18 protein-coding genes are annotated in these 25397 nt (G+C 64.1%); 13 read left to right on the forward strand and 5 right to left on the reverse strand.

Annotated features, from left to right (window positions below; all coding sequences use genetic code 11):
* Positions 1-10 precede the first annotated feature (10 nt).
* The 5 genes from yidC (at position 11) to BACI349Y_RS00245 (ending at position 4728) form a co-directional block, all read left to right on the forward strand.
* Positions 11-982, forward strand: a complete 972-nt coding sequence (gene yidC, locus BACI349Y_RS00225) for a membrane protein insertase YidC (protein WP_159629390.1) — start codon at positions 11-13, stop codon at positions 980-982.
* Entirely contained in the window at positions 982-1545 is a 564-nt protein-coding gene (locus BACI349Y_RS00230; RefSeq protein WP_159629392.1) for a Jag family protein, read from the forward strand. The genes yidC and BACI349Y_RS00230 overlap by 1 nt, the downstream gene beginning before the upstream one ends.
* Positions 1546-1565: 20 nt before the next feature.
* Complete coding sequence (rsmG, locus tag BACI349Y_RS00235; RefSeq protein WP_159629394.1) at positions 1566-2216, forward strand: 16S rRNA (guanine(527)-N(7))-methyltransferase RsmG; 651 nt, start codon at positions 1566-1568, stop codon at positions 2214-2216.
* Between the two features lie 89 nt (positions 2217-2305).
* Complete coding sequence (locus tag BACI349Y_RS00240; RefSeq protein WP_236560665.1) at positions 2306-3388, forward strand: ParA family protein; 1083 nt, start codon at positions 2306-2308, stop codon at positions 3386-3388.
* Positions 3389-3453: 65 nt separating this feature from the next.
* Complete coding sequence (locus BACI349Y_RS00245; RefSeq protein WP_159629396.1) at positions 3454-4728, forward strand: ParB/RepB/Spo0J family partition protein; 1275 nt, start codon at positions 3454-3456, stop codon at positions 4726-4728.
* Between the two features lie 4752 nt (positions 4729-9480).
* Here the strand turns inward: BACI349Y_RS00245 and trxA are convergent.
* The 5 genes from trxA to BACI349Y_RS00270 form a co-directional block, all read right to left on the reverse strand.
* On the reverse strand, positions 9481-9807 hold the full coding sequence (gene trxA / locus BACI349Y_RS00250; RefSeq protein WP_159629398.1) for a thioredoxin: 327 nt from the start codon (positions 9805-9807) through the stop codon (positions 9481-9483).
* Positions 9808-9843: 36 nt separating this feature from the next.
* Positions 9844-10800 carry a thioredoxin-disulfide reductase gene (gene trxB, locus BACI349Y_RS00255; RefSeq protein WP_159629400.1) on the reverse strand — a complete coding sequence of 319 codons (957 nt, stop codon included), beginning with the start codon at positions 10798-10800 and terminating at the stop codon, positions 9844-9846.
* 215 nt (positions 10801-11015) lie between these two features.
* Positions 11016-12701, reverse strand: coding sequence for a discoidin domain-containing protein (locus tag BACI349Y_RS00260; RefSeq protein ID WP_201302366.1), 1686 nt, complete (start codon positions 12699-12701; stop codon positions 11016-11018).
* Between the two features lie 167 nt (positions 12702-12868).
* Positions 12869-15010, reverse strand: coding sequence for a murein biosynthesis integral membrane protein MurJ (gene murJ / locus BACI349Y_RS00265; protein WP_159629408.1), 2142 nt, complete (start codon positions 15008-15010; stop codon positions 12869-12871).
* A gap of 60 nt (positions 15011-15070) precedes the next feature.
* Positions 15071-15571 (reverse strand): NUDIX hydrolase, encoded by a 501-nt coding sequence (locus BACI349Y_RS00270; RefSeq protein ID WP_159629410.1) that lies wholly within the window; start codon positions 15569-15571, stop codon positions 15071-15073.
* Positions 15572-15779: 208 nt separating this feature from the next.
* On the opposite strand from BACI349Y_RS00270, the gene BACI349Y_RS00275 reads away from it, so the two are divergent.
* From BACI349Y_RS00275 to BACI349Y_RS00305, 8 genes are all read left to right on the forward strand, one after another.
* Complete coding sequence (locus BACI349Y_RS00275; RefSeq protein WP_159629412.1) at positions 15780-17288, forward strand: CCA tRNA nucleotidyltransferase; 1509 nt, start codon at positions 15780-15782, stop codon at positions 17286-17288.
* Positions 17285-17869 carry a histidine phosphatase family protein gene (locus BACI349Y_RS00280; protein WP_159629414.1) on the forward strand — a complete coding sequence of 195 codons (585 nt, stop codon included), beginning with the start codon at positions 17285-17287 and terminating at the stop codon, positions 17867-17869. Before BACI349Y_RS00275 ends, BACI349Y_RS00280 begins: the two co-directional genes overlap by 4 nt.
* Before the next feature lie 152 nt (positions 17870-18021).
* Entirely contained in the window at positions 18022-18159 is a 138-nt protein-coding gene (locus BACI349Y_RS20195; RefSeq protein WP_236560666.1) for a hypothetical protein, read from the forward strand.
* Between the two features lie 336 nt (positions 18160-18495).
* Positions 18496-18636, forward strand: coding sequence for a hypothetical protein (locus BACI349Y_RS00285; RefSeq protein ID WP_159629416.1), 141 nt, complete (start codon positions 18496-18498; stop codon positions 18634-18636).
* A 47-nt stretch (positions 18637-18683) separates the two neighbouring features.
* Positions 18684-20147, forward strand: a complete 1464-nt coding sequence (locus tag BACI349Y_RS00290; protein WP_159629418.1) for a glycosyltransferase family 87 protein — start codon at positions 18684-18686, stop codon at positions 20145-20147.
* Positions 20140-21582 carry a phytoene desaturase family protein gene (locus tag BACI349Y_RS00295; RefSeq protein ID WP_159629420.1) on the forward strand — a complete coding sequence of 481 codons (1443 nt, stop codon included), beginning with the start codon at positions 20140-20142 and terminating at the stop codon, positions 21580-21582. The genes BACI349Y_RS00290 and BACI349Y_RS00295 overlap by 8 nt, the downstream gene beginning before the upstream one ends.
* 72 nt (positions 21583-21654) lie before the next feature.
* A complete protein-coding gene (locus BACI349Y_RS00300) occupies positions 21655-23643 on the forward strand; it encodes a penicillin-binding transpeptidase domain-containing protein (RefSeq protein ID WP_159629422.1) in 1989 nt (662 codons plus the stop codon).
* 24 nt (positions 23644-23667) lie between these two features.
* The gene (locus BACI349Y_RS00305) at positions 23668-25350 is read left to right on the forward strand and encodes an ABC-F family ATP-binding cassette domain-containing protein (protein WP_159629435.1); all 1683 of its coding nucleotides are present in this window, start codon (positions 23668-23670) and stop codon (positions 25348-25350) included.
* Positions 25351-25397 lie beyond the last annotated feature (47 nt).

The following is a 25397-nucleotide window of genomic DNA, read 5'->3' on the forward strand; positions in this document are numbered from 1 at the left end:
AGGGATAAGTATGGACTTCTTTGGAACAATCATGGCCCCGTTCAAGTGGCTGGTTTCCATCATCATGATTGGATTCCACGATGGCCTGAGCGCTATCGGGATGCCCGCCGCGAACGGCTGGACGTGGACACTGTCCATCATCGGACTGGTGCTGGTGATCCGTGCCGCACTGATCCCGGTATTCGTCAAGCAGATCAAGGCCCAGCGCGGCATGCAGTTGCTGCAGCCGGACCTGAAGAAGCTCCAGGACAAGTACAAGGGCAAGACTGACCAGCTGTCCCGCCAGGCGATGGCCCAGGAACAGATGGCCATGTACAAGAAGCACGGGACCAACCCGTTCTCGGCGTGCCTGCCCATGCTGATCCAGATGCCGTTCTTCTTTGCCCTGTTCCAGGTGCTCTCCGGTATTTCCGCCGCCAAGGACCAGGGCGCCGGCATCGGGGCCATGAGCCACGAGCAGGTAGTCGAGTTCGATGCGTCAAGCATTTTTGGTGCTCCGCTGTCCGCTTCCCTGCTGCACGGCGGGGGCGGCAGCGGCCAGGTCGCCGTCGTGGTGCTCTCCATCGTGATGATCATTGCCATGACGGCCTCGCAGTTCATCACCCAGAAGCAGATCATGGCCAAGAACATGTCTGAAGAAGCCATGGCCAGCCCGTTCATGCGCCAGCAGAAGATGATGCTGTATATCCTGCCTCTCGTCTTCGGCGTGGGTGGCATCAACTTCCCCATCGGTGTGCTGATCTACTGGACCACCACCAACCTTTGGACCATGGGCCAGCAGTTCTTCGTCATCCGCCGCATGCCGACGCCGGGATCCCCCGCAGCCAAGGCCCTCGCCGAACGCCGTGCCGCCAAGGGCCTGCCGGCCCTGTCCGTCCTCAGCGGGAAGCGGGATGAAGCAGCGGACGCCGCAGCGGCGGCCGCAGTTGAGATCAAGGCGCAGCGCGTCCAGCCCCAGCGCAAGAACAGGAAGAAGAAGTAATGTCAGCTGAGAGCACCGAACACGCCTTTACTGAAGAAATCGAAGATCAGGACGTGTCCGTGGGCCAGGATGGTTCGTCCCCCAAGGGCTCCACCGCAAGTCGCCTCGAAGAAGAGGGCGACGTGGCTGCCGATTACCTGGAAGAGCTGCTGGACATTGCCGACATCGACGGCGACATCGACATCGAGGTCCGCAACGGACGGACCTACATCTCCATCGTCGCCGAGGATGAGGCCGAGGGGCTGGAAGGCCTGGTTGGTGAGGACGGTGAAGTCCTGGAAGCTTTGCAGGAGCTCACCCGCCTGGCAGTGCTGTCCGCAACGGAGAACCGTTCGCGGCTTGTCCTGGACATCAACGGCTACCGGCAGGAACGTACCGGGCATTTGCAGAAGATCGCCGAAGAGGCCGCGGCTTCCGTGAAGGAAACCGGCAAGTCGGTGGCCCTTGAGCCGATGAGCGCCTACGAACGCAAGATCGTGCACGACGCCGTTGCCGATCTCGGCCTGGTCAGCGAGTCCGAGGGCGAAGGCGCCGGACGCCACATTGTTGTTTCCGCAGACTAGAGAATGCTGACCCAATAGTTATGGTTGACATCACGGCAGCAGAGCTTCGCGCTGCTGAGAAGATCTTCGGCGACCGCCTCGAGCTGGCCAAGCGGTACGTTGAGCACCTCGCTACGTCCGGGACGGAACGGGGCCTGATCGGCCCGCGCGAGGTTCCCAGGCTGTGGAGCCGCCACGTGCTCAATTGCGCGGTCATTGAAAGCGAGATCGCCCACGGGAGCCATGTGGCCGACGTCGGAAGCGGCGCAGGACTGCCTGGCCTTTGCCTTGCGATCGCGCGTCCCGACCTTGAGCTGACCCTCATCGAACCGCTGGAGCGCCGGGTGATCTGGCTCCAGGAAGTGGTTGATGACCTCGGCCTGGACAATGTCACGGTGATGCGTACCCGGGCCGAGCTGGCCGTGGGTCACGTGGAGGCCGACGTTGTGACCGCCCGCGCCGTATCGGCATTGACCAACCTCGCCGGCCTTACCATCCCCCTGTTGGGAGGGCGCGGTGAAGTGGTGGCGATCAAGGGCCGCAGCGCCGGCGAAGAGATCGAGAAGGCGGCAAAGACCATCCGGAAGCTGGGTGGTGTGGAGATCTCGGTGCTGACGGTGGGTGACAACCTGCTGGAAGAGCCCACCACGGTGGTCCGCATCGTGGTGAACAAGTCCCAAAAGAAGTCCTAACGCGGGCCCGCTGACGGCTGTCAGCAGGTGCGAGCAGTTAGGCTAGACAACGGCAGCAAAATTGGCTGAACGAGAGTGAGTGTGCCCCAGTGACCAGTAGTGAAGCCTCCGCACAACGGATCCCGCCGTTTGTGTCCTTGGGGTCGGCACGTTCTGTCGCTGGGTCAGGACTGGCGGGCACCGCTATGGCTCCGGGCCGGGGCGGTAATCACCCTAAGACGGTTGCCTCGCCCTCGTCCGGTAGCGCGGTTTCACGTGAAACAACCCCCGGCGGTCGTTCCAACGTCATCGACGCCATCGACGACTCAAGCCCCATCGCCCGCGAGCTTGCCCACGAGACGAAGCGCCGTGAGCGCCTGATGGGACGAAAGCTCCCGCGCCCTGAGAAGACCCGGATCTTCACGGTGTCCAACCAAAAGGGCGGTGTGGGCAAAACCACCACCACCGTGAACATCGCCGCCGCGCTGGCTGCTGCCGGACTCAACGTTCTGGTCATCGATATCGATCCGCAGGGCAATGCTTCCACTGCCTTGGGAATCGAACACCACGCAGACGTGGACAGCATCTACGACGTCCTGATCAATGACGTCCCGCTGGCTGATGTTGTTGCCCCGTGCCCGGACATCGGAAAGCTCATCTGTGCGCCGGCCACCATCCACCTTGCCGGTGCGGAAATTGAACTGGTATCGCTCGTGGCCCGCGAACAGCGTTTGCGGCGGGCCATCGACGTCTACGCGAAGGTGCGCGAGAAGAACGGCGAAGAGCGCCTGGACTACGTCTTCATCGACTGCCCGCCGAGCCTGGGCCTGCTGACCGTCAACGCTTTTTGTGCGGCCAACGAGGTACTGATCCCCATCCAGTGCGAGTACTACGCCTTGGAAGGCCTCAGCCAGCTCCTCAAGAACATTGAGATGATCCAGAAGCACCTCAATGCAGATCTTGTTGTCTCCACCATCCTGCTGACCATGTACGACGGCCGCACAAACCTCGCTGCACAGGTAGCCGCCGAGGTGCGCCAGCACTTCCCCGAGCAGGTGCTTTCGGCCGTCGTGCCGCGGTCTGTGCGGATCTCCGAGGCCCCCAGCTACCAGCAGACCGTCATGACGTACGACCCTTCCTCAAGTGGTGCACTGTCCTACTTGGAAGCCGCTGCTGAAATAGCCGAACGCTAGAATCTTCAATACCGCAACGCACGGAGCCAGGCTGGTCCTGGGTCTACCACTGGAGGGATTTACCCATGAGCGAGAAGCGACGGGGCCTAGGCCGCGGTCTTGGCGCGCTGATTCCTAGTTCCGCCGCAGCCAATGGGTCCTCCGGTAACGGTGGGGCGGTGTCCCGGCCCGTGGATCTCTTCTTCCCCGAGGGCCGGAAGAAGACTGAACCGTTGGAGCAACCTGCGACGCCTGCCGCGCCCGCCGCTGCCAAGACCCAGGCAAAGGATTCCGCGGGTTCGGGCAACCGGTCCTCAGCCAGGCCGGCGGCTGCCGAGTCCACTGGGGCCAAGGTCAGTGTAGACGGGAAGAAGGCGGCAGCATCAGCTGCAGCTACCGCTCCAACGAAAAGGGCTCCCGCCAAAAAGGCGCCCGCACCCAACCCTGAGGTGAAGGCAGCAGCTGGACCTGCCCCCTCAGTGGAAGCATCTGCTGCTGCCGGGGTAACGAGTCCAGCGGACTCCGGTGTCGAACTCGTGGAGGTTCCGGGCGCCCGTTTCGCGGAAATCTCCGTTGCCGATATCCATCCCAACCGGAAACAGCCCCGAAGCGTCTTTGATGAAGACGACATGGCCGAGCTTGTTCATTCCGTGCGGGAAATCGGCGTCCTGCAGCCAATTGTGGTCCGTACGTCAACCGAAGACGGTAGCGAACCCTATGAGCTTGTCATGGGTGAGCGCCGGTGGCGTGCTGTGCAGGCAGCAGGGCTGGAAACAATTCCCGCGATCATCCGGGACACAACGGATGACGACCTCTTGCGGGATGCCCTGCTCGAGAACCTTCACCGCAGCCAGCTGAACCCCCTGGAAGAGGCGGCGGCTTACCAGCAGCTCCTGGAGGACTTCGGCACCACCCACGAGCAGCTGGCCGACCGTATCGGCCGTTCCCGGCCCCAGGTGTCCAATACGCTTCGCCTCCTCAAGCTGCCCCCGCTGGTGCAGCGCCGCGTGGCCGCCGGTGTGCTTTCCGCAGGCCATGCCAGGGCCCTTCTGTCGCTTCCGGATGCAGCAGCCATGGAACGGCTGGCCCAGAAGATCGTGGCGGAAGGAATGTCGGTCAGGGCAACAGAGGAAGCAGTGACCCTCTACCAGGATCCTGCCAAGCCTGCCAAGAACAACATTCCGCGCCCCGGTGCCAGGCACGAGCGGCTGGACTATCTTGCATCCTCGCTCTCCGACCGTCTTGACACCAACGTCAAGATCTCGCTGGGCGTCAGGAAAGGCAAGGTCAGTATCGAGTTTGCCAGCGTTGAGGACTTGAACCGGATCATGGACGTCCTGGCTCCGGGTTCCAGTAACTAATCCCCGAGAAAGGCTCGATTCTTTGTGAATCGGGCCTTTTTTATGTCTTAGGTGGCCTAGGAGCTTATCCAGCCTACCCTGCGGCCCGCTGTTAGGTGGATGTGCTCAGACCTGCGACCCCTTACCGGCGTCTTGTGGTTTCGCTGCCCCTTGTCCGCGCAGGAGAGGTGGATTGCGGCAGACACCGTCGTAAGCATACCGGTTTCGGATGGCCGGCAGGCGTGGAGCAGCCCGCGCCTTCCCCGTCGGAAGAGTTTGGAAATGAGTGTCTGAAGGACTCCTGGTCGAGGAGTGTTTCGCCGTAATTTGCGCGGACAGGGAACGGTTCATGAAGGCTCCGACCCGCGCTTCTGCGGTTCAACCAAGCGTGCTGAATCCCGGCGGGGACTGCGTTTCACCGCGTCAACGCCCCGCGTCTACGTTTCACGTGAAACCCCTGGTAGGCCAGAACTACCGAGTCCTCTGACCCAGCCGTACTGGTGCTCGCACCCCCAAATACGGGGCGATTGTCATATAAAGAGCGACACTGTGGGCCCTTTTGCCGCCCAGTAGTAGGTGAAAAGTGCGTTGTACCACGGACATTGCAGTTGCTTAGGAGAAGCGGCGACGTTCGGCGGCGACTTGAGCGGATGTAGTCACAGGCCGCGATCTCCCAAGTACACGCCACTCCGCGGCAGGACATGGTCTGTGGTGCGCTCATTCCGTGAGTTAGCGCCTACAGCCGTCTTTAGACGCTGTCTCCTGGTGCGCTGCACTTGTCATCCCCTGTTGATCCGTACTGCATACGGGAATGAGCGGGATGAGCGCCGTGGCGGCCCATGAGCCGTGCGCTGATGCGGCCACAACACCGAAGGAGTCCCCCGCAATCAGTGGCGTCAGTATGCGTTATCTTCTGCCACTACCAGCCGCCTCGGCGTGTGCCTCGCCCCCGGCGAGGCAGCGTGTGCTGCGCCGTAATCCGCTTTCGTAGTTTACGGACGGTCTACTCGGCGTATCCGCTGGAACCCAGCTTTTGCCGATCCTGTGGGAACACGACGCCGATGTGTGGAACTTTCGCTCGGCCAAGAGACGGGGACGTTTGAGGGAAGAGCTTATGCTGGCCGGACCGTGTGCCGGTTTCACGTGAAACATACAGTGACCCGTGGTGAGCGTGGACGTTTCACGTGAAACCTTGCACTGCATTGCGTTATACCGTGGGCGGATGCCGCCCGATACTGGCGGCCGGGCGCGGGGTGGCCTCAAGAGGCTCGGCAAACCTCATCTGCCATGCACCGACGAGGACCCACCTCAGATGTCCACGTCTGAAGTAGACAATCAGATGCATCCCTACCGGGTCGTGGCGCCTGTGCGTCAATACCGCCGAAACCCCGATTCTAGGGCTTGCGAGCGTTTCACGTGAAACAAGCGGTGCAGGCGTTTCGCTAGGAGAGACAACTAGCTATTAGTAACTAAGGCAGAGAGCGGGCAGTGCTGCGGACTCCCCCGCCTACAAAGACCCATCAGGCGTCAAGGGGCGTCAGCGCGACTGCAGTCCTCCGAGTAATGGAGACTTGCTAGCCGGTTAGTCTCAGAACCGAGGCACCTAGTATCGGCCGGGGGCGACAATAGCCATGCCTCTACACGCGGTGGTCCCGGTGACTGTCTGGGCTCCCAGCCGTGCCGCGGCGACGTAGGGTTATCTGCGTTGCTGCGTTGCTGCGTTGCTGCGTTGCTGCGTTGCTGCGTGGCTGCGTTGCTGCGTGGCCGCGCTGAGGCGCTGAGGGTTCGACTCACCTTGGAGCTCTCGGTCATGTGGCACTTCCCGGTATGCTGAGCGCCGGCAGGTAGGAAGCCCCATACTTTGGGCTCGGTCTCTTTTTTGCCGTCCTCTCTATGGCGTTGTTCTGTAGTCTGCGACATTAATTTGACCGACTGGTGCACGTCGTCGGTGCTGTTGGCACTTCGGCACTACGCTCAGGAACGTAGCCCGCTACGGAGGGAATGTCGCGCTCTCTAAGTGACCGGCTACGTACTGCTGAGCCTCCGGGCCTGACATCTGGGGAGAGCCGCTACTCGTGTTACCGGTCCAGTCGGACGGTTCCATCTCCTGTCACGCGTTGGTCCTCCCCCGAGGCGTCCTGCAGTTCTTGGGATGCTGTACAGCTGGTTGCCGGTTGTGAGCCTGCAGCAGTCCAGCCGCGCGCGCGGGTAGGCGGGCGGCCCCTGCAGACGTGCAGTCCCCCTGTCTGCGTATGAGTTCCTGCCCGTCGCCTGGGAAGGACCTGTCTCCGACTGGAGTCACCAGCGGGCGGGAGTCTTCCAGGCAGCACCCCCGTTTCTGGGCGCCCGGGCCAGGGCAGCAGAATCTGCTCCTGCCCTAACGAGAAGGGCAAATGCCCGGTGGATATCCCTGTGGATAACGTTGGGGATATCACGCGCCAGCATTGCACCGGGACTCACCCCCGGGAGTGCCGCAAAGAGTCGGTCAAAACCGCGCGACTAGGGCCGTGGAACCAATAACGCCGCATGTGTTCGCGGATGTTTCACGTGAAACAGCTGGGGTTCACCATACTCGCGCGCCGACGATGTATAGACTACTCAAATTGGTTACGGAGCTACCCTTGGATGCGTGGCTAGGGGCCCCACGGATAGCGTGTCACGTCGGAGGGCTCACACGACAAGACCTCAGTATGGGGCATGCCGGCCACGGGTCCCACGATAGCTCCAGCGGACGCAGACTCGGAAGCGCCGCTAGCCTGTGGATAAGTGTGTGGATTACTGAGTCGCTATGTTGTGGATAAAAGTGTGGATAAGATCACAGTCCCTTGCCGCTTGTGGGTATGGTGCCAGTGACGGAGTCAGCGGACAGCTGCAGTATTCAGCGCTGTCTTTCGCGGGCAGTCCGTAAGTCCGCTTGGCCCTAGTGTGGCCCTGAGAGGCACAACGGTCTGAGCTGAGTGCTTCGAGCGGCAACATATGTGCCTACATTGGATGCATGTTCAGGGCGGGGGCAAGCCTCACTCGTGCCTCCTGTAACCTTGCATAGGACAGCAGATTCCAGTGGCGGACACTCAAGCGCGAGGAGCCGACGTTCCGGAGCCCAGGACCCGCTATGATGGCGTTCCTATTTGAATATGACACGCGCTTCGTGGGCCCTAGCCTCCAGAGGCTGCGGGCGCTCCATCCTTCCACACCGACCACCGTACCCGGGCCACCGGATACAGGCCAGCTGCCAGCTGGATAGCGGCGGTTCCCTGTTATCCGGAACGTCAACTGTTCCGCCCGTCGGCTGCGATACCAATCGCTGCCCTCTCCCGAATGTCGGCGCGGTCCCCCTCTCTCTCTCGAGTAGAATGACGAAGCAGCCGCAGAGTCCATATTCGACCCGCCACATAGCTGCGCTCTCAGTATTCTGGGCCGGCATGTTTCACGTGAAACATGCCGGCCGTCGCCAGGGATTGTTTCACGTGAAACAGCTCAGGAGTAGCTGGATGGCAGGCGAGAGTCCGTCGGAGTTCCTAAAAGCGTGATTGAGTTGCTTCTGAATCTGTGAGTGGACATCGGGCGTCCACCGAAGGGCACGTGGGCTTTCAGATCGTTCACCACGCTTCAATGGTGGCCACGCCATACCCCCAAGCGTGGCCCAGGCTGGCGCGCGCGTTACTGAGTCGCCCGCATTCATCCCCCGCGCCGCGCCAACCTCTACGGATCCGTGCGGCTAAGCGTCTTGTACCCGGTAGACGCTTTTGGTACCCGCTATACGCACGGTGATCGTCAAACTATGGTGACCTATCGTCGCGATGGTGTGCTGCAGCATCTTTTGTACGCAACCCCAAAACACGCGCGCCCAAGCTACCAGGTTCGCCCGCCTGTGCACGTGCTGTCCAGCCACATCCAACATGGATGTAGGCGGCTGCGGGTTCCCTGCTCGGCGCTCGTCCTGTAGCCGACGCAGAAGGCCAGCATCCAGGTCCCTATACCTTCGACTCTGATATATGCGTCTCCGATGCGGGTACCTGCTTTCTGCAATGGCGCAGGAAGCACGCTGGACAATGGATATTTGCATCCGGACGACCAGGCGCTCACCTGTCGAATGTAGGCCAACTCTGTTCCGGCCGATCCGCCCGCAGGTGGAGCCTTCCCGTAGGCTGCTTCCGCTGAATGGTGACGTACTCAGGAGCGTAGAGGTTTGCCCGCCCCGATCTAGAGGGCTAGATGTGGGCACTGTGTGCATGTTTCACGTGAAACAGGGGTCTAAACGTTGTCCCAGGCTCATCGGTAAAGACGTTTCGGCGGCCTTTGACGGTGCTGAGTGCTCTACGCTGCGGGCTCCCCAGACCTCGGGGCCTCAACGCCTCGCAAAGGTACCTTATGAATCTTCCCGTCGTCGATTTCTTCCCGTCGTCGATTCGCCTGGCATGCTGCTGCCACTGCCAGAATGTGTTGCTCAATCAAAAAAATATCGGTAGCTGACATATGACAGGCTGCTTATGATCAACACTGCCCGGCATAGGCCAGGTGGCTCGATGGTAGTGAATCGGCACGGTTGGCAGAGACGCGTTCCGGGCCGGTCGTGTTTCACGTGAAACGTACCGGCAACGGGCACCCAGGCGCAGGCTTCGGACCATCCGCACACCTGCACACACGTCTCATGTCTACCACCATGACTCCAGAGCCCCAGATCTCCGGAGCACAGGCAAAAAAGTGGCCACCACCCGAAGGCGATGGCCACTTTCCGTTAGACCCCGGCTAAACCCGCAGGGTCCCCCGATACTAGGACAGAACGTCAGAGAATTCCTTCTCGAAGAACTGCTTCGGCTTGGCACCGATAACAGTGTTCTTCACTTCGCCGCCCTGGAATAGGTAGACGGCCGGAATGGAAGTGATTCCGTACTGGGCAGCAATGGCGGGGTTGTCGTCGACGTTGACCTTGACGACGTCAACCTTTTCGCCGTATTCCACTGCAATTTCATCCAGAATTGGTCCGAGCTTGCGGCAGGGACCGCACCATTCGGCCCAGAAATCAACAATTACCGGCTTATCGGCGGACAGGACATCGGTGCCGAAACTTGCGTCAGTCACATCTTTTGCGTTGCTCATAACCTTATCTTTCTCTTCGAATAACAGTGGCGCAGATTATGCGGGCAGGTCTGCCAGGTAGTGCTCAACATCGATGGCCGCAACACATCCCGAACCCGAGGCGGTAATCGCCTGGCGGTAGGTGGGATCCACAACGTCACCGGCAGCGAAGACACCCGGGAGACTGGTGCGGGAGCTCCTCCCGTCCACGGCAATGGTTCCCTCCGGGGTCAGATCCAGAACGCCCTTGACGAGGTCAGTGCGGGGGTCATTGCCGATGGCGACAAATACACCGGTGACGGGAAGATCGGACAGGGAGCCGTCCAGAAGGTTCTTCAGCCGAAGACCGGTCACCTTCTCGGTTCCCAGGACGTCATCGACGGTGCTGTTCCAGACGAAGTTGATCTTTTCGTGGGCGAGTGCGCGGTCGGCCATGATTTTCGATGCCTTCAGCGAGTCACGGCGGTGGACAACCGTTACTGATTTCGCGAACTTGGTGAGGAACAGCGCCTCTTCCATGGCGGAGTCGCCGCCGCCGATGACAGCGATGTCCTGATCCTTGAAGAAGAAACCGTCACAGGTTGCGCACCAGCTCACACCGTGGCCCGAGAGCCGCTTCTCATTGGGCAGGCCCAATTCCCGGTACGCAGAGCCGGTGGCGAGGATGACAGCCTTTGCCTTGAAGGTCTCCCCCGTAGCGATGGTGACCGTCTTGACGGGGCCGTCGAGCTCAAGGGCAGTTACATCCTCGAACTGGATCTCCGTCCCGAACCGTGCCGCCTGCTTCTCGAAGTTTTCCATCAGGTCCGGGCCCATGATGCCTTCCGGGAACCCAGGATAATTCTCCACGTCCGTGGTGTTCATCAGTTCGCCGCCGGCGGTTACCGAACCAGCCAGCAGCAAAGGCTTGAGGTTTGCCCTGGCTGTGTAGACGGCGGCCGTGTAGCCCGCCGGACCTGAGCCCACAATAATGACGTCGCGAACGTCCGACGCCGTCTTCTCTTCGATGGTCACTGGACCGTGAACCTCTTCCTTGTTCGACTCGCCTCCCGGTGGAGGCCGGCCACATGGCACAACTGTGTCCGGGTGCTGAATATTCCAGCGCCCGGACACCGTGGGCCATCGCAGGAGACAGAGGTCCAGCCGTCGCAGGGCGCTCTTTGTAGACTACATTCCCTGCTGCTGGGGAATGGATTCCAGCAGCAGGGGTGCACTATTGCGACTAAGGGCTACTGGACCTTGATTTCGGCGAGCCGGAGACCGTAGCCGTACCGGGTCTTGGGCGCCGCAAGTTTGGGCAGTGCATTGATCGATACGATGACGTACTGCGCCTGGACGGGTTCCGGGAGGGGCATGTTCAGGTCAGTGGACGTGAAGCTGTTCGTCCCGACTGCCTTGGCGCCGTCCATGGAAGGCTTGTCGTTGGTGTAAACGGTGATGTTGCCGCCCGATCCCCCGAGCTGGGAGAGCGTGATGGAAGAGATGGTGGCAGTGCCCTTCAACTTCACAACCAGCGGGACGCCCTGGGGAGCCAGGCCACCCCAGTTCTCAGTGGCGAACTCCATGTCCGACCAGTAGCTGGCGGCGTTGCCGTCATATGCCTTGACCAGGTCTCCGTCGAAGGTCGCGGCGAAATCGAAGTTCCCCTGGCGGGTGACACTTTCGATGGCCGGCGGGACCACCGGCGGCGCGGACGGGGCTGCCTGCGTTGCCGGTGCAGAGTTCTGCGGGGCGCCACTGGTAACAGGAGCAGCCGTCGGCTTGGCCTGCGGCTCCGACGTGAAGAGGCTTCCCAGGTTGGTCACGGCGAAGATCAGGCCGGCGATCAGCACTACAGCCAGCAGGCCCCCAACGAGCCAGCGCATCGACCGGGGCTGGTTTTCAGACTCATCACGGTCATCGTCGTAGTCGTCCCGGTCAGCAAACGACACATCGGCGGCGGCGGGTGCTGCGGCGCGGGCGAAGAGCGCCGACTTGCTCCTGACCGGGCGGGGTTCCTCCGGAGCATCGTCTGTGTCCTCGTAGGGGTCCTGGTCCCCCGCCTGGGCGTAGTCGTCGTTGGACCAGAGGGACACCTTGGGCTTGCGTTCCCCGGTGGAAGGCTGGGCACCTGCCGCAGTGTGGGCCACAGCAGCGGTATCGTTCGGGCCCGTATCCGCCTCTGCGGAGACTGAACGCTCCGACGAGGTTGCAGCATTCTGCGCAACAGGCTGCGCGGCGGTGGCATTGGGATCAGTCCGAGAGGAGCCAGTCCCCGTCTTCGACGCGGGGGCCGCGGCACTAGCAGCCGCGGCACCTGATACAGCGGCACCAGCAGCTGCCGCGGCAGCTCCCGCACCGGCGCCAGTGCGGCCGGTGGAAGCCGGCTGCTGGGCGGCGGGCCGGACCGGAGGCCTGGGCGGGACGGCAGGAGCCGACCGGGCAGGAGCAGGCCGGTCCGGGGCAGAGCGGTAGGGATCAACCTGGTTGGGGTGAGAGTCGGCGTAGCTGATGTAGCCCGCCTCGACGTGGTCTTCCTCGTCGTATGGTTCGGGCTCGTGCGACCGCGCCTGTCCGAAGATTTCGCTGCCCAGGGTGTCCGTGAAGAACGGCTCCACGTAGGGAGGATTGGGGGCCACCACCAGGTCCAGGAGGTCGGCGGCCGACGTGTGGTTGGTAATGAGGTAGGTGGCGTCCTCGGTCACGCCGAGGTCCAGGACCTGCACCGTTCCGGGACGTTCGCCGGTGGCCACTTCGCGGGCGCTCTGCGCAACCTGCTCGGTGTTCTCCGGTCCGGCAACCAGGATGCTGACCGGGCGGTTGAGGACCTGGTCCACACCATCCAGCACCAGATCGTGGTCGTGCGAGGCCAACACTGTGGCGGTGACCTTGTAGCGGCCGCCCAGTACTGATCCGACATCGATCGGGTTGGACACGTGTTCCTCCTAGACTGTCCGGGATTGCCGGCCTCGATGACGCAACCGCCCTTCAGGTGCCCGCGTCGCACGGCCTGCCCTGAATGCAACTACCCCTGTACCTGTTCGATCCTAGCCGATCCGCTCCCGGCGGCTGCGGAGAAGACGGGCGCCGCAGCGCACGGGATTTACTTTTTACGCTTGCGCCGGCTGCTGAAAAACGGGTTCTCGCCGGCCTTCCCCTGGTAGGTACGGCGGCCGGGAAGCGGAATCTGTTCGCTGAGCAGTCCTCCACGGGCCGTGCTGGGCTGGTCCTCACCCGGCAGGTAGGCGCCTTCGGCACCCTGCCGCGCGCCGGCGTCGTACGATTCCGGGCGGCGGGCCCCACGCTGGGGGTCCGGGCCCGCACGGAAGGAGACGGCGTCGAACTCGCCGGAAATCCGGGGAATGAGGCCGGTGTCCACGGAGGTGGTGGCACGCTCTGGGTGGTTCCCGCGGTCAGTGGAGGATCCCTCGGAAGGAGAGGGCGACGGCGCGTCCCCGGCTTCCGGAGCAGCGGCTGGGCCGCCCCGGCCGATCCGTCCCAGCAGGGGCCGCAGCATGTCGCTGAGTTCAGAGACACGGAACACCCGGAGGAGCAGGAAGTACACGGCCAGCATGACCGGTCCGACGACGGCGAGCGTCACGAGTGCCTGGAGGCGGCCGCTCCACGCGAATCCGTCCGCGTTGTAGCTGCCCATGAGCCACAGGGCACCTGCGCCGGCAATGGCCGAGCCCAGGGCCGCGTACCCCATGCGGATGTACGAGTTGGCGATCCGCGCACCATCGAGGTGCCCCAGCATGCGGCGCAGGAAGAATGCGCTGATGACCACGGAGAGGATGTTGCCCACCATGTAGAGGACGGCGATGGCATAGATGATCTGGCCCACCGGCAGGAACTGGATGGCGAACGCACCGGCCACATAAACCACTGCCAGGAGCAGCTGCACGTAGAACGGGGTGCGGGCGTCCTCGTTGGCGTAGAAGACGCGGGACATCATGAAGTTGGCGCTCATGAACGGGGTGCTGAGGGCGAGGATGGTCAGCGTCTGGGCCAGCATGACGCCGTCCTGCACCTTGCCGCCTGAGAAGAACATGCCCAGCGGACCTGCCAGCGCAAACAGCGCCAGCGCACCAAAGACGGTGGCGACGGCCATGGTCCGCAGCCCATGCGAGAGCGCATCCCGCAGTTCGGCCCGGTTGCCCTCCTGGGAGGCGCGGGTCATGCGGTTGAACAGCACAGTGGCCAGGGACAGCGCGATGATCGAGTGCGGCAGCAGGTACAGCTGGCTGGCCACTTCAAGGACGGCGTTGCCGGGCAGGGTGGACGCGGCCGGGTCCCCCGCTTCCTGCAGCCGGATGCGTTCCGCGCCGGGAATGGTGGCGATACGCATGACATACAGGAAGGCCAGCTGCCCGACGGCGGCGGTAAGCAGCGTCCACACGCTCAGCTTTGCGGCGTGGCCAAGTCCCACGCCGCGCCAGCCGAACCTGGGGCGGAGTCCGAGCTTCAACCGGAAGACCGGCACCAGCAGGATGGCCGTCTGCGACAGCACGCCAATGGTGGAGAACCCGGCCACCAACAGCGTCTGGGTGGAACCCCAGTTGTCCAGGGTGTGGGTATTGACGTCGTTGGTGCCGAAGATCCAGATGAACATCCCCAGGCCGGCGATGGCCACCACGTTGTTCAGGATGGGCGCCCACATGGCTGGGCCGAACGCGCCGTTGGCGTTCAGGACCTGGGTGAGCAGGGCGTAGAGGCCGTAGAAGAAGATCTGCGGCAGGCACCAGAACGCAAAGGTGACAGCGAGGGCCTTCTGCTGTGGCGAATACCCCTGCGTGGTCAGTTCGATGACCCCCGGCGCCGCCAGCGTAACCAGCGCTGTCAGGCCGAAGAGGAGCAGGACAGCCAGCGTCAGCAGCCGGCTGATGTAGTCCGCTCCCCTGTCCGGAGCCTTGCTGGCCTTGATGATCTGCGGGACCAGCACGGCATTGAACACGCCGCCGGCCACCAGGAGGAAGATCAGGTTGGGCAGGTTGTTGGCATTGATGAACGTGTCATTGACCGTTGAACCCAGGCCCAGGGCGGTGCCGAGCATCCAGGTCTTGGCGAAGCCCAGGAAACGTGACACGAGCGTCCCGGCAGCCATGATGGCGCTGGACCGGGTCTCGCTGACGCCTGCCGCTGCAGGCTCCGCAAGGTCCGGTGCCGCCGGCTCAGGGGGCACGCCGTCGGGCGCGGCGTCATCGGGCCGGCCGGACCGGTCGGAAGGAAAGTTGGTAGCTGACATCGACTTCATCGTCTCACCCGCGCGCACTTAACACCGCAATGGCGACGGCGGCGTCCGGGCTTAAAGGTGTCCGGGCAGGACCTCGCGGGCGAGGTCGGCGATGCGGCGTTCGTTGGGGAAGGACAGCTTCCGGGCCAGCTCCTGGATGGGCACCCAGGCCACGTCCACGGCTTCCTGGTCGGGATCGTTTTCGATCGTCAGCTCGCCGCCCGTGGCACGCAGCAGGTAATGGTGCACGGTCTTGTGGACCCGGTGGCCGCTGACGGTGAACCAGTAGTCGATGCTGCCCAGCGGTGCCAGGATGATGCCCTCGATGCCGGTTTCCTCGGCGATTTCCCGGACGGCGGCCTCTTCGTTGTTTTCCTTGCCCTCCGGATGGCCCTTGGGCAGGCACCACTCGAGGCGTCCACCCCTGTTAAGGCGGGCGATAATCGCCACCCTCAATTCGGCGTCGGACGTGTCCACCACAACGCCGCCGGCTGACACTTCCTCAACCGTGGGCAGCGATGCCGGTGCCGACTGCTGGGCAGGGGCAACGTGCGCACCGATTGCCGACGGCAATGGTGCGTTTGTCCTCCTGCCTGGAGCGCTCGGTACTGGATGGGCCATGGAGTCCACTCTAACGACTGTTGCCCTCCCGTGATGACCGGAACATGACACCAACATGGACGGGATATGACGCACTTTCCGGAGGGGAACACGAATCAGCGCGGATCGTGACGCTTTTTTGGACTGCCAAGGCGCTGGTTTCTGCCAAGCTTAAGGAACTATGGCGCACGCACATCACAAGATTGATTCCCAAACTGTCGACTTCAAGGTGCCCCCGGTGGTCCTGGAGCTCGGACAGCGCTTCGTGGACGCCGGCCACGAATTGTCCCTGGTGGGCGGTCCCGTGCGCGACCTGTTCCTTGGCCGGACCTCCCCCGACCTCGACTTCACCACTGATGCCACCCCGGACCAGACCGTGGCCCTGGTCAAGAAATGGGCGGACAACTTTTGGGAGATAGGCCGGGCTTTCGGCACCATCGGCATGCGCAAGGCCGGTTTCCAGATCGAGATCACCACCTACCGGGCCGAGGCCTACGATCCTGATTCCCGCAAGCCGGTGGTGGCGTTCGGTTCCTCCCTGACGGATGACCTGCTGCGGCGGGACTTCACCATCAACGCCATGGCGCTGAAGCTGCCCTCCATGGAGCTGGTGGACCCCTTCGGAGGTGTCCGCGACCTCCACGCCTCCGTGCTGGCCACGCCGGGAGCGCCGGAAGCGTCCTTCTCCGACGACCCCTTGCGGATGATGCGCGCCGCACGCTTCGCCGCCCAACTGGGGGTCTCGGTCCACGATGACGTCCGGGATGCCATGACGGGCATGGCCGACCGGATCAAGATCATTTCCGCGGAGCGCGTGCGGGACGAACTGGTCAAGCTGGTCTGCGGGGCCCGGCCGCGGACAGGTATCGACCTCCTGGTGGACACGGGGCTGGCCGAGCATGTGCTGCCCGAGGTGTCCGCCCTCCGCCTCGAGTCCGACGAGCACCACCGGCACAAGGACGTGTACCAGCACTCCCTGCAGGTCCTGGAACAGGCAGCCGAGCTTGAAACGGACGCGGATGGGCCCGTGCCCGGGCCGGACTTCGTGCTGCGCTTTGCAGCCTTGATGCACGACGTCGGGAAGCCGGCTACGCGCCGTTTTGAACCGGGCGGCGCGGTGAGCTTCCGGCACCACGACATGGTGGGGGCCAAGCTCACCAGCAAGCGCATGAAGGCGTTGCGGTTCGATAATGACACCACCAAGGCCGTAGCTCGGCTGGTGGAGCTCCATATGCGCTTCTATGGGTACGGCGACGCCGGCTGGAGCGACTCCGCCGTCCGCCGCTACGTCACGGACGCCGGGCCACTGCTGGAGCGGCTGCACCGGCTTACCCGCTCCGACGTCACCACCAGGAACCAGCGGAAGGCCGAACGCCTGGCCTTTGCCTACGACGACCTTGAGTCACGGATCGCAGCCCTGCGTGAGCAGGAGTCCCTGGACGCGGTGCGCCCGGACCTGGACGGTGCCCGGATCATGGCCCTGCTGGACCTCAAGCCGGGCCCCGTGGTGGGCCGGGCCTACAAGTTCCTCCTGAATGAACGGATGGAGCACGGTCCGCTGCCCGCCGGGGAGGCGGAGGCGCGCCTGCTCCGCTGGTGGGCCGAACAGCCTGAATCAGTACCTGCAGGACCCGGGGCCGAAGCCTCTCCCGCCGTCGTCGAACCTTCACCCGTTGAGGAGTCCAAGTGACCAGTCCCGCCCTAGCCCCGCGCCCCCAGCTCTGGATCCTCCGCCACGGCGAGACCGAATGGTCCAAGAGCGGACAGTACACCGGCCTCACCGACCTCCCGCTGACCGTGGAAGGTGAGCAGCAGGCCGTGGAGGCCCGCAAGGTGCTGGACGGCGTCGATTTCGACCTGGTGCTCACCTCCCCGTTGCGGCGCGCACGGCGAACCGCCGAGCTGGCTGGATTCCCCGATGCCCGGCACGAGCCGCTGGCCGTGGAATGGAACTACGGCGACTACGAAGGCATCAGCTCCGACCTGATCCGCAAGGACAACCCCGATTACCTGATCTGGACCCACGGCGTGCCCAACGGCGAGACCCTGGACGAGGTGGCCGCGAGGGCGGACAAGATCATTGGCCGGATCCTGGAATCCGGGATGGATAACGTGCTGATCGTGGCACATGGGCATTTCTCCCGGATATTGACCGCCCGCTGGCTGGAATTGCCTCCCACGGAGGGGCGGCACTTTGTCCTGGGGACGGCCAAGGTCTGCACCCTGGGATGGGATAAGAAGACACCCGCTATTGTCCGCTGGGGCCTCTAAAACTTATTTTTCGGGAAGTTTTACCCTTTTCCGGGAAATTGCTGGCAATTCACGGAATCCTGCGGTACCTTTATTCCTGACCCCACGGTGATCCACCTGGGCTCCAGACCGCATCGCAATCCACGCAGCGGACAGCAGAAAAGGAGGTTGGGATGATGATGACTTTGACTGGCGAATGGAATGCCCCCATCAATGCGTTCCCGGCCTTTGCTGATTCCGCGCGCGTTGCCCCGGTCAATGCCGGCATGGGCGGGCCCGTCGCCCTCCCAGGCCTGCTGCGGCGCCGCTAACCGGCACCAGCTTTCCCCGCCGGGACTGCCGCTGCGGTATCCGGCCAGTTCCTCCCGGCAGCAGACCGTTGCGGTTCCCCGCTGACTCCCCGAAGCAGTTCTTGGCGTAGCCACGTGCACTGCCTTCAAACGGTCCTTGCCCGGAGAAACTGGCATTCGGCTTTTGCAGTTCCCCAACAGCCTCTTTCACGCCGGCCTGTCTAATTGCGCTGATTCGTGCAATTTTCACTGATTCCTTTTGTGGAATTCCCGCACCGTTTTTGCATGCTCTTTTTTGCCATAAAACGGTGCGGATTCGTGGTGCCCTTTTTCATTCCTGATTATCAAAGAAAGGAGGTGACTCCCTTGATACGACGAATCCTGGGACTCCTGTCCCGGCCCCAGCAGCGCCGCAGTTCCTTGAACAGTGCCCTGCTGGAACAGCACCGGAACGACGTGTTCGTGCTGATGCACCAGCAGTTGGGCGGACTGCGCTGACAGCCGGCCCCAACCTGGGGGAAGGGGCCGGCTGTAAGCTCGATTCCATGCACGAGACCCAGCCGCCGGAGGATGCACGACGGCCCCGCATCGTGGTGCCCAGCCGCAGTGATTCCCTGCTGCGGAATTTCACGGAGGTGATCGGGGGCCCGCTGGGGACCAGGGCTGATCCCGGCGTGGTCACACCGGGCATCTTCACCGTGGAGCGGGTGCTCATTGTCCTCACGGCGCTGGCGGCCCTGCTGGGGATCCTGCTGAAGGGTTACTGCAGGGTCAACGGGTGGGCGACGCCCACACAGTTCTATGCCACCTGCTATTCGGACTTCCCGGAGCTGTTCCGGAACCGCGGCATGGCGGCGGGACTCTTTCCCATCCTCGGCAGCGGCAGCCAGTTTGAATACCCGGTGCTCATCGGTTTGATCGCGGGGCTGACAGCCTGGCTGGTGCCGGGTGGAGATACCAACGCCCAGGCTCTGGCCTACTTCGACATCAACGCCGTCCTGCTGGCGGCGGTTGCCATCCTCACCGTGCTGGTGACGGCCCGCATGCCCGGCCGGCGTCCCTGGGACGCGGCCATGGTGGCGGTGGCACCGGGAATCGTGCTGGCCGGAACCATCAACTGGGACCTGTGGGCTGCGTGCCTGCTCGCGTTGGGAATGTACTTTTTTGCCCGGCAGCGCCTCGTTCCCGCCGGAGTGATGATCGGCCTGGCAACAGCCACCAAGGTGTATCCCCTCCTGGTGCTGGGGGCCATCCTGCTGCTTGCGGTACGCACCGGAAGATGGCGCCCCCTGCTGGTAACCGCCGGCAGCGCGGCTGCCACATGGTTGGTGGTCAATCTGCCTTTCGCTGTCGCCAACCCCTCCGGCTGGGCCTATTTCTTCCAGTACAGCGCCGACCGGGGAGCCGGTTACAGCTCAGCCTGGTTCGCGTACAACCTTGTGGCTGAACGGCTGGGCTGGTCCGGGCCTGGTGCCGACGGCGTCAGCGTTCTGTCCACTGGACTCTTTGTGCTGGCCTGCGCCGGGATTGCCGCTGTTGCCCTGACGGCACGCCGCCGCCCACGGCTGGCACAACTCGCCTTCCTGGTTGTGGCTGCCTTCATCCTGACCAGCAAGGTCTATTCGCCGCAGTACGTCGTGTGGCTCATTCCCCTGCTGGCCCTGGCCAGGCCGCGGTGGCGCGACTTCCTGGTGTGGCAGGGCATCGAAGCCCTGCATTGGGCCGCGATCTGGATGTACCTTGGTCAGGTGACCAGCGCCGGTTCCTCCCAGCACAACCTGGACATGCCCTACTACGTCCTCGCCGTAGCCGCGCACATGGCCGCGGTGGGCTACCTCATGGCACGGGTGGTCTGGGATATCTACGAGCCCGCGTACGACCCCATCCGCCGGCACCACCTGGATGACCCGCACGGCGGCCCATTCGCGAATGCGCCGGACCGGTTCCGGCTGCACCCATTCCGGCCCGGCACCCCGCTCCTTCCTCCGAAAGCAAGGTCCCATGCCTGATGTCGCGGTAGTAGGCTCCGGTCCCAACGGACTTTCGGCGGCAGCGGTCATGGCGCGGGCCGGGCTCTCAGTGGAGGTCTTCGAGGCTGCAGCCAAAATTGGCGGTGGAACCCGGACCACGGAGCTGATGCAGCCGGAGCACTTCCATGACGTCTGCTCCGCGGTGCATCCCATGGCTATTGCATCCCCTTTCTTCCGTGCCTTCGAGCTGCCCCGGCGGGTGGACCTGGTCACTCCGGAAATTTCCTTCGGGTCACCGCTGGACGGCGGCCGCGCGGCGCTGGCCTACAAATCGCTGGACAGGACGGCATCGGAGCTGGGCCAGGACGGCCCCGCCTACCGGCGGCTCATGGAACCGCTGGTCCGGCATATCGACGATGTCATGGACTTCACCCAGAACCAGCTCCTCCGGATCCCCCGGAACCCCCTGGTGGCGGGGATCTATGGACTGCGGACCCTGGAACAGGGGACCGGGCTGTGGAACGCCAGGTTCCGGGACGACCTTGCCCCTGCCCTCCTCAGCGGCGTGGCCGCGCACGCCATCTCCCATTTGCCCTCCCTCGCAGCCTCCGGAGCCGGACTCATGCTCGGCGCCCTGGGGCACGCCGGCGGATGGCCCATCCCCCGCGGCGGCTCGGCGTCCATCGCGGCAGCACTTGCCGATGACATCCGGGCCCACGGCGGGGTGATCCACACCGAAACCCCAATCGACCGGCTGGAACAGCTTCCTGCCGCCCGCGCCACCCTCCTGGACGTGGCGCCCGCAGGGCTGCTCGGCATGGCGGGCAACGCCCTTCCCGCCCACTACCGACGGGCCCTGGAGCGCTTCCGCTACGGCAACGGCTCCTGCAAGGTGGACTTCATCCTGTCCGGGCCGGTGCCGTGGCAGGCCGCCGGGCTTTCCGACGCCGGCACGGTGCACGTGGGCGGCACGCGTGCAGAACTGGCCCGCTCGGAGAACGAGGTCAGTTCCGGACGCCATCCCGAACGGCCCTACGTGCTGGTGGCGCAGCCTTCCCGCTTCGACTCCAGCCGCGCTCCGGCGGGCCGGCACACGCTGTGGACCTATTGCCACGTGCCCTCCGGCTCAACACAGGACATGACCAGCCAGGTGGTGGCCCAACTGGAACGGTTCGCGCCGGGCATCCGTGACCTGGTGGTGGAATCGCACGTCATCACCGCTGCGGAGTTGGCTGAGTACAACCGCAACTACATCGGGGGCGATTTCAGCGCCGGTGTGATGGACGTCCGCGGGCTTATCCAGAAGCCGGTGGTGTCCCCCGTCCCGTGGCGGACCCCGCTGCTGGGTGTCTACCTCTGCTCGTCGTCCACACCTCCCGGCCCCGGGGTCACGGGAATGCCCGGGATGCACGCGGCAAAGTACGCCCTCAAGGACATTTTCAAACTGCCGGTCCCGGATCTGGGGCTTTCCTAGAGGTACCAGTGACGGCCGGTGCAGGCGCCGGGAATGGCATTTCCAGCGCCCGGGCCGGGGGATAATGGCGCGATGGGGAAATCAACAAAACTTTCGCTTGCCATAGCTGGACTCATCCTTGGTACTTCGCTGGTGGCCTGCGATGACGGAAAATCCGGGGCGGAAGCCGCGGCACAACAGCTTGCCGGCGCGGTCTCGGCGCTGGACGTGGGGTCTGTGGCTTTCGAAGGCAAGGACGCCGCCGCCGCCAACGACCAGCTGCACCAGGTCTTTGCCGCCCTGGACCCGCAAAAGCCCGAGGTCCAGGCCGGTGCACTGACGCTGGACGGAGACAAGGCGTCCGCGCCCTTGAACTACACCTGGAAGTTCGGCGATGCCGAGTGGAAGTACACCATCGGGGCCAACTTCAAGAAGTCCGGGGACAAATGGCTCACCGTCTGGGACCCGGCCATCCTGGCACCAGGCCTCGCGGACAGCGAGATTGTGACCAAGGGATCCCAGTCCCCCCAGCGCGCCGACATCCTTGGCGCCGGAGACGTCCCGCTGGTGACCTACCGTCCCGTGGTGAATGTGGGCATCGACAAGCCCCAGCTGGGCGCCGCAGACCCCGCCGATTCCGCCGGAAAGCTGGCAGCACTGGTGGGAGTCGACCCCGCCGCGTACGTGCAGCAGGTCAAGGCGGCAGGGGCGCAGGCCTTCGTTCCCGCCATCACGCTGCGTGAAGAGGGCCGCACCATCTCAGACGAACAGATCGCGGCCATTCCGGGCGCCCGCGGCATCCCGGCATCAATCCCCCTGGCCCCGAGCAGGACGTTTGCCCGCGCAGTGCTTGGCTCGGTTGGCGAAGCCACCGCAGAACAAATCGACGCGTCGAAAGGTGCCTTGACCGCCGGCGACGTGACGGGCATCGGCGGGCTCCAGCAGCAGTATGACGAACAGCTGCGCGGATCAGACGCCGTCGTGATCCGCGCGCAGCGGGCAGACCTGACCCGGGAACAAATCCAGTCAGCGGGTACCGATCCCCGGCGGGTCCTTTTCCAGGTGGCGCCCAAGCCCGGGACGCCGTTGAAGACCACGCTCGATCCCCGGCTGCAGTCGCTGGCTGAAACCACCCTCGAAAAAGTAGGCCCGGCCTCGGCAATAGTGGCCCTGCGCCCCTCCACGGGCGCCGTGCTGGCAGCGGCCTCGGGACCCGGCAGCAACGGCTACAACACCGCGATGCTGGGGCAGTACGCCCCGGGCTCCATTTTCAAGATGGTGGATTCCCTGGCCATGTTCCGCAACGGAATGACGCCTGATTCCACCGTCCAGTGCACCCCAACGCTCGCAGTGGACGGACGGACCTTCAAGAACTCCGAAGGCTATCCCGAGACCTCCCTGGGCGCCGTCACGCTCCGGGACGCCTTCGCGCACTCCTGCAACACCGCCTTCATCTCGCAGCGCGACGCGGTTTCACAGGGCCAGCTTGAAGCGGCTGCCACGTCCATGGGAGTGGCGGTCGAGGCACCCAAACTTGGTGCGGAGGCGTTCCTGGGATCCGTTCCCGGCCAGGCCCAGGGCACGGAACACGCAGCCTCCATGATCGGCCAGGGCAAGGTTCTGCTCTCTCCTTTGGCAGCAGCGATCATGGCCGGGTCCGTCGCCAAGGGTGCGCCGGTCTCTGCGCAGCTTGTCCTGAACCCCGACGCCGGCGCTCCCGCCGCCGGGACAACGGCGGGATCCACTGCTCCAGCCGCCGAAGCGACGGCGACGGCCACGGCCGAGGCGCCCTCCACGGCGTCGGACAAGCCCATCACCGCAGCGGAGGCGGCCTTGCTGGCCGACATGATGCGCGCCGTGGTCACCTCCGGACACGCAGGCTTCCTTTCGAGCGTCCCCGGGGCTCCGGTGGGAGCCAAGACCGGAACGGCCGAGTTCGGCACGGAGAATCCGCCCAAGACCCACGCCTGGATCGTGGCCGTCCACGGCGACCTGTCCGTGGCCGTCTTCGTCGAGGACGGCGGCCTGGGCGCCACCACCTCCGGCCCGCTCCTGAAGCAGTTCCTCACCGCCGCCGGCTAGGTACGGCATGGGAGGATTGACGGCGTGGCCCATATTGACGTTTCCGGCATTGACTACTTCCTCTCCGACGGCACCCAGCTCCTGAACGGGGTGACCTTCAAGGTTCCGGACGGTACCAAGACCGCCCTGATCGGCCCCAACGGGACAGGCAAGACAACCTTGTTCCGGATCATCGCGGGGGACCTGGTTCCGGACGAAGGCGTCATTGGCCGCTCCGGCAACATGGGCATCATGCGCCAGTTCGTGGGCCAGGTCCGGGACGGCTCCACCGTCCGGGACCTCCTGGTCTCTGCCGCTCCCCCGGCCCTGGCGGCCGCTGCCCGCGAGGTGGACGAGGCTGAGCTGGCCATGATGGAGCACGACGACGAACCCACCCAGATGCGGTACGCCCAGGCGATCGTCGACTGGGGCGATGCCGGGGGCTACGACGTCGAAACCGTCTGGGACGAGGTCTGCATGGCCGCGCTGGGACTCCCCTTTGACCGCGCCCAGCACCGCCCGGCGTCGACCCTTTCCGGCGGGGAGCAAAAACGCCTGGTGCTGGAAGCACTCTTCGCCGGCCCGGACGACCTCCTGCTCCTGGATGAGCCGGACAACTACCTGGATGTCCCGGGCAAGCGCTGGCTCGAGGAAAAGCTGAATGAGTCGAAGAAGACGGTCTTCTTCATCAGCCACGACCGGGAACTGCTGAACAACGCTGCCGGCCGCATCGTCACCCTCGAACCCGGAATCAACGGCGCCGCGGCCTGGATCCACGGTGGCGGCTTCGGCTCCTACGTGGAGGCCCGCGCGGACCGGAACGCGCGTTTCGAGGAACTCCGCAAGCGCTGGGACGAGGAGCACATCAAGCTCAAGGAACTCGTCAACATGTACAAGAACAAGGCCGCCTTCCGCTCTGACATGGCCAACCGCTACCACGCAGCCCAGACCAGGCTGGCCAAGTTCCTCGAAGCCGGTCCGCCCGAGGCGCTGCCCATCGAGCAGAACGTCCAGATGCGGCTCAAGGGCGGCCGGACCGCCAAACGGGCCATCGTGGCTGAGCGGCTGGAGCTGACCGGGCTGATGAAGCCGTTCTCCACCGAAGTGTGGTTCGGTGACCGCGTGGGCGTCCTGGGCTCCAACGGCTCGGGCAAGTCGCACTTCCTGCGGCTGCTGGCTACGGGCGGCACCGACCCTGAACGCGAACACCTGCCGGTCTCGGACGTGGAGATCGCCGAGGTGCCGCATGAGGGAACCGTGAAGCTCGGTGCCCGGATCCGGCCCGGCTTCTTCGCCCAGACCCATGTCCGTCCGGACCTGTTGGGCAAGACGCTGCTGGAAATCCTGCACCGCGGGGACGAACACCGGTCCGGACTGGGCCGCGAGGCGGCCGCCGGCGCGCTGGACGGCTACGGCCTGGCGGGGCAGTCGGAACAGAAGTATGAATCCCTCTCCGGCGGACAGCAGGCGCGGTTCCAAATCCTGCTCCTCCAGCTCAGCGGTGCCACGCTGCTCCTGCTGGACGAGCCCACGGACAACCTGGACCTGCATTCGGCCGAGGCGCTGGAACGCGCCATCGACCACTTCGAAGGGACCGTCCTGGCAGTCACCCACGACCGCTGGTTTGCGCGGACATTCGACCGGTTCCTGGTGTTTGGCTCGGACGGGAAAGTGTACGAATCTCCGGAACCGGTGTGGGACGAGCAGCGGGTAGAGCGAGCCCGCTGAAGCATGATCACTTAATGATCAACTGATCATCGATTGATAGCATTTGA

The sequence above is a fragment of the Arthrobacter sp. 8AJ genome (genome assembly GCF_902506025.1).
Lineage (GTDB): Bacteria > Actinomycetota > Actinomycetes > Actinomycetales > Micrococcaceae > Arthrobacter.

Bases quoted from the DNA above. Each gene is read 5' to 3' on its own strand.
- BACI349Y_RS00275 (WP_159629412.1), top strand. From the start codon at position 15,780: ATGGCGCACGCACATCACAAGATTGATTCCCAAACTGTCGACTTCAAG.
- BACI349Y_RS00300 (WP_159629422.1), top strand. From the start codon at position 21,655: ATGGGGAAATCAACAAAACTTTCGCTTGCCATAGCTGGACTCATCCTT.
- BACI349Y_RS20195 (WP_236560666.1), top strand. From the start codon at position 18,022: ATGATGATGACTTTGACTGGCGAATGGAATGCCCCCATCAATGCGTTC.
- yidC (WP_159629390.1), top strand. From the start codon at position 11: ATGGACTTCTTTGGAACAATCATGGCCCCGTTCAAGTGGCTGGTTTCC.
- BACI349Y_RS00295 (WP_159629420.1), top strand. From the start codon at position 20,140: ATGCCTGATGTCGCGGTAGTAGGCTCCGGTCCCAACGGACTTTCGGCG.
- rsmG (WP_159629394.1), top strand. From the start codon at position 1,566: ATGGTTGACATCACGGCAGCAGAGCTTCGCGCTGCTGAGAAGATCTTC.
- murJ (WP_159629408.1), bottom strand. From the start codon at position 15,010: ATGTCAGCTACCAACTTTCCTTCCGACCGGTCCGGCCGGCCCGATGAC.
- trxA (WP_159629398.1), bottom strand. From the start codon at position 9,807: ATGAGCAACGCAAAAGATGTGACTGACGCAAGTTTCGGCACCGATGTC.
- BACI349Y_RS00245 (WP_159629396.1), top strand. From the start codon at position 3,454: ATGAGCGAGAAGCGACGGGGCCTAGGCCGCGGTCTTGGCGCGCTGATT.
- BACI349Y_RS00290 (WP_159629418.1), top strand. From the start codon at position 18,684: ATGCACGAGACCCAGCCGCCGGAGGATGCACGACGGCCCCGCATCGTG.
- BACI349Y_RS00230 (WP_159629392.1), top strand. From the start codon at position 982: ATGTCAGCTGAGAGCACCGAACACGCCTTTACTGAAGAAATCGAAGAT.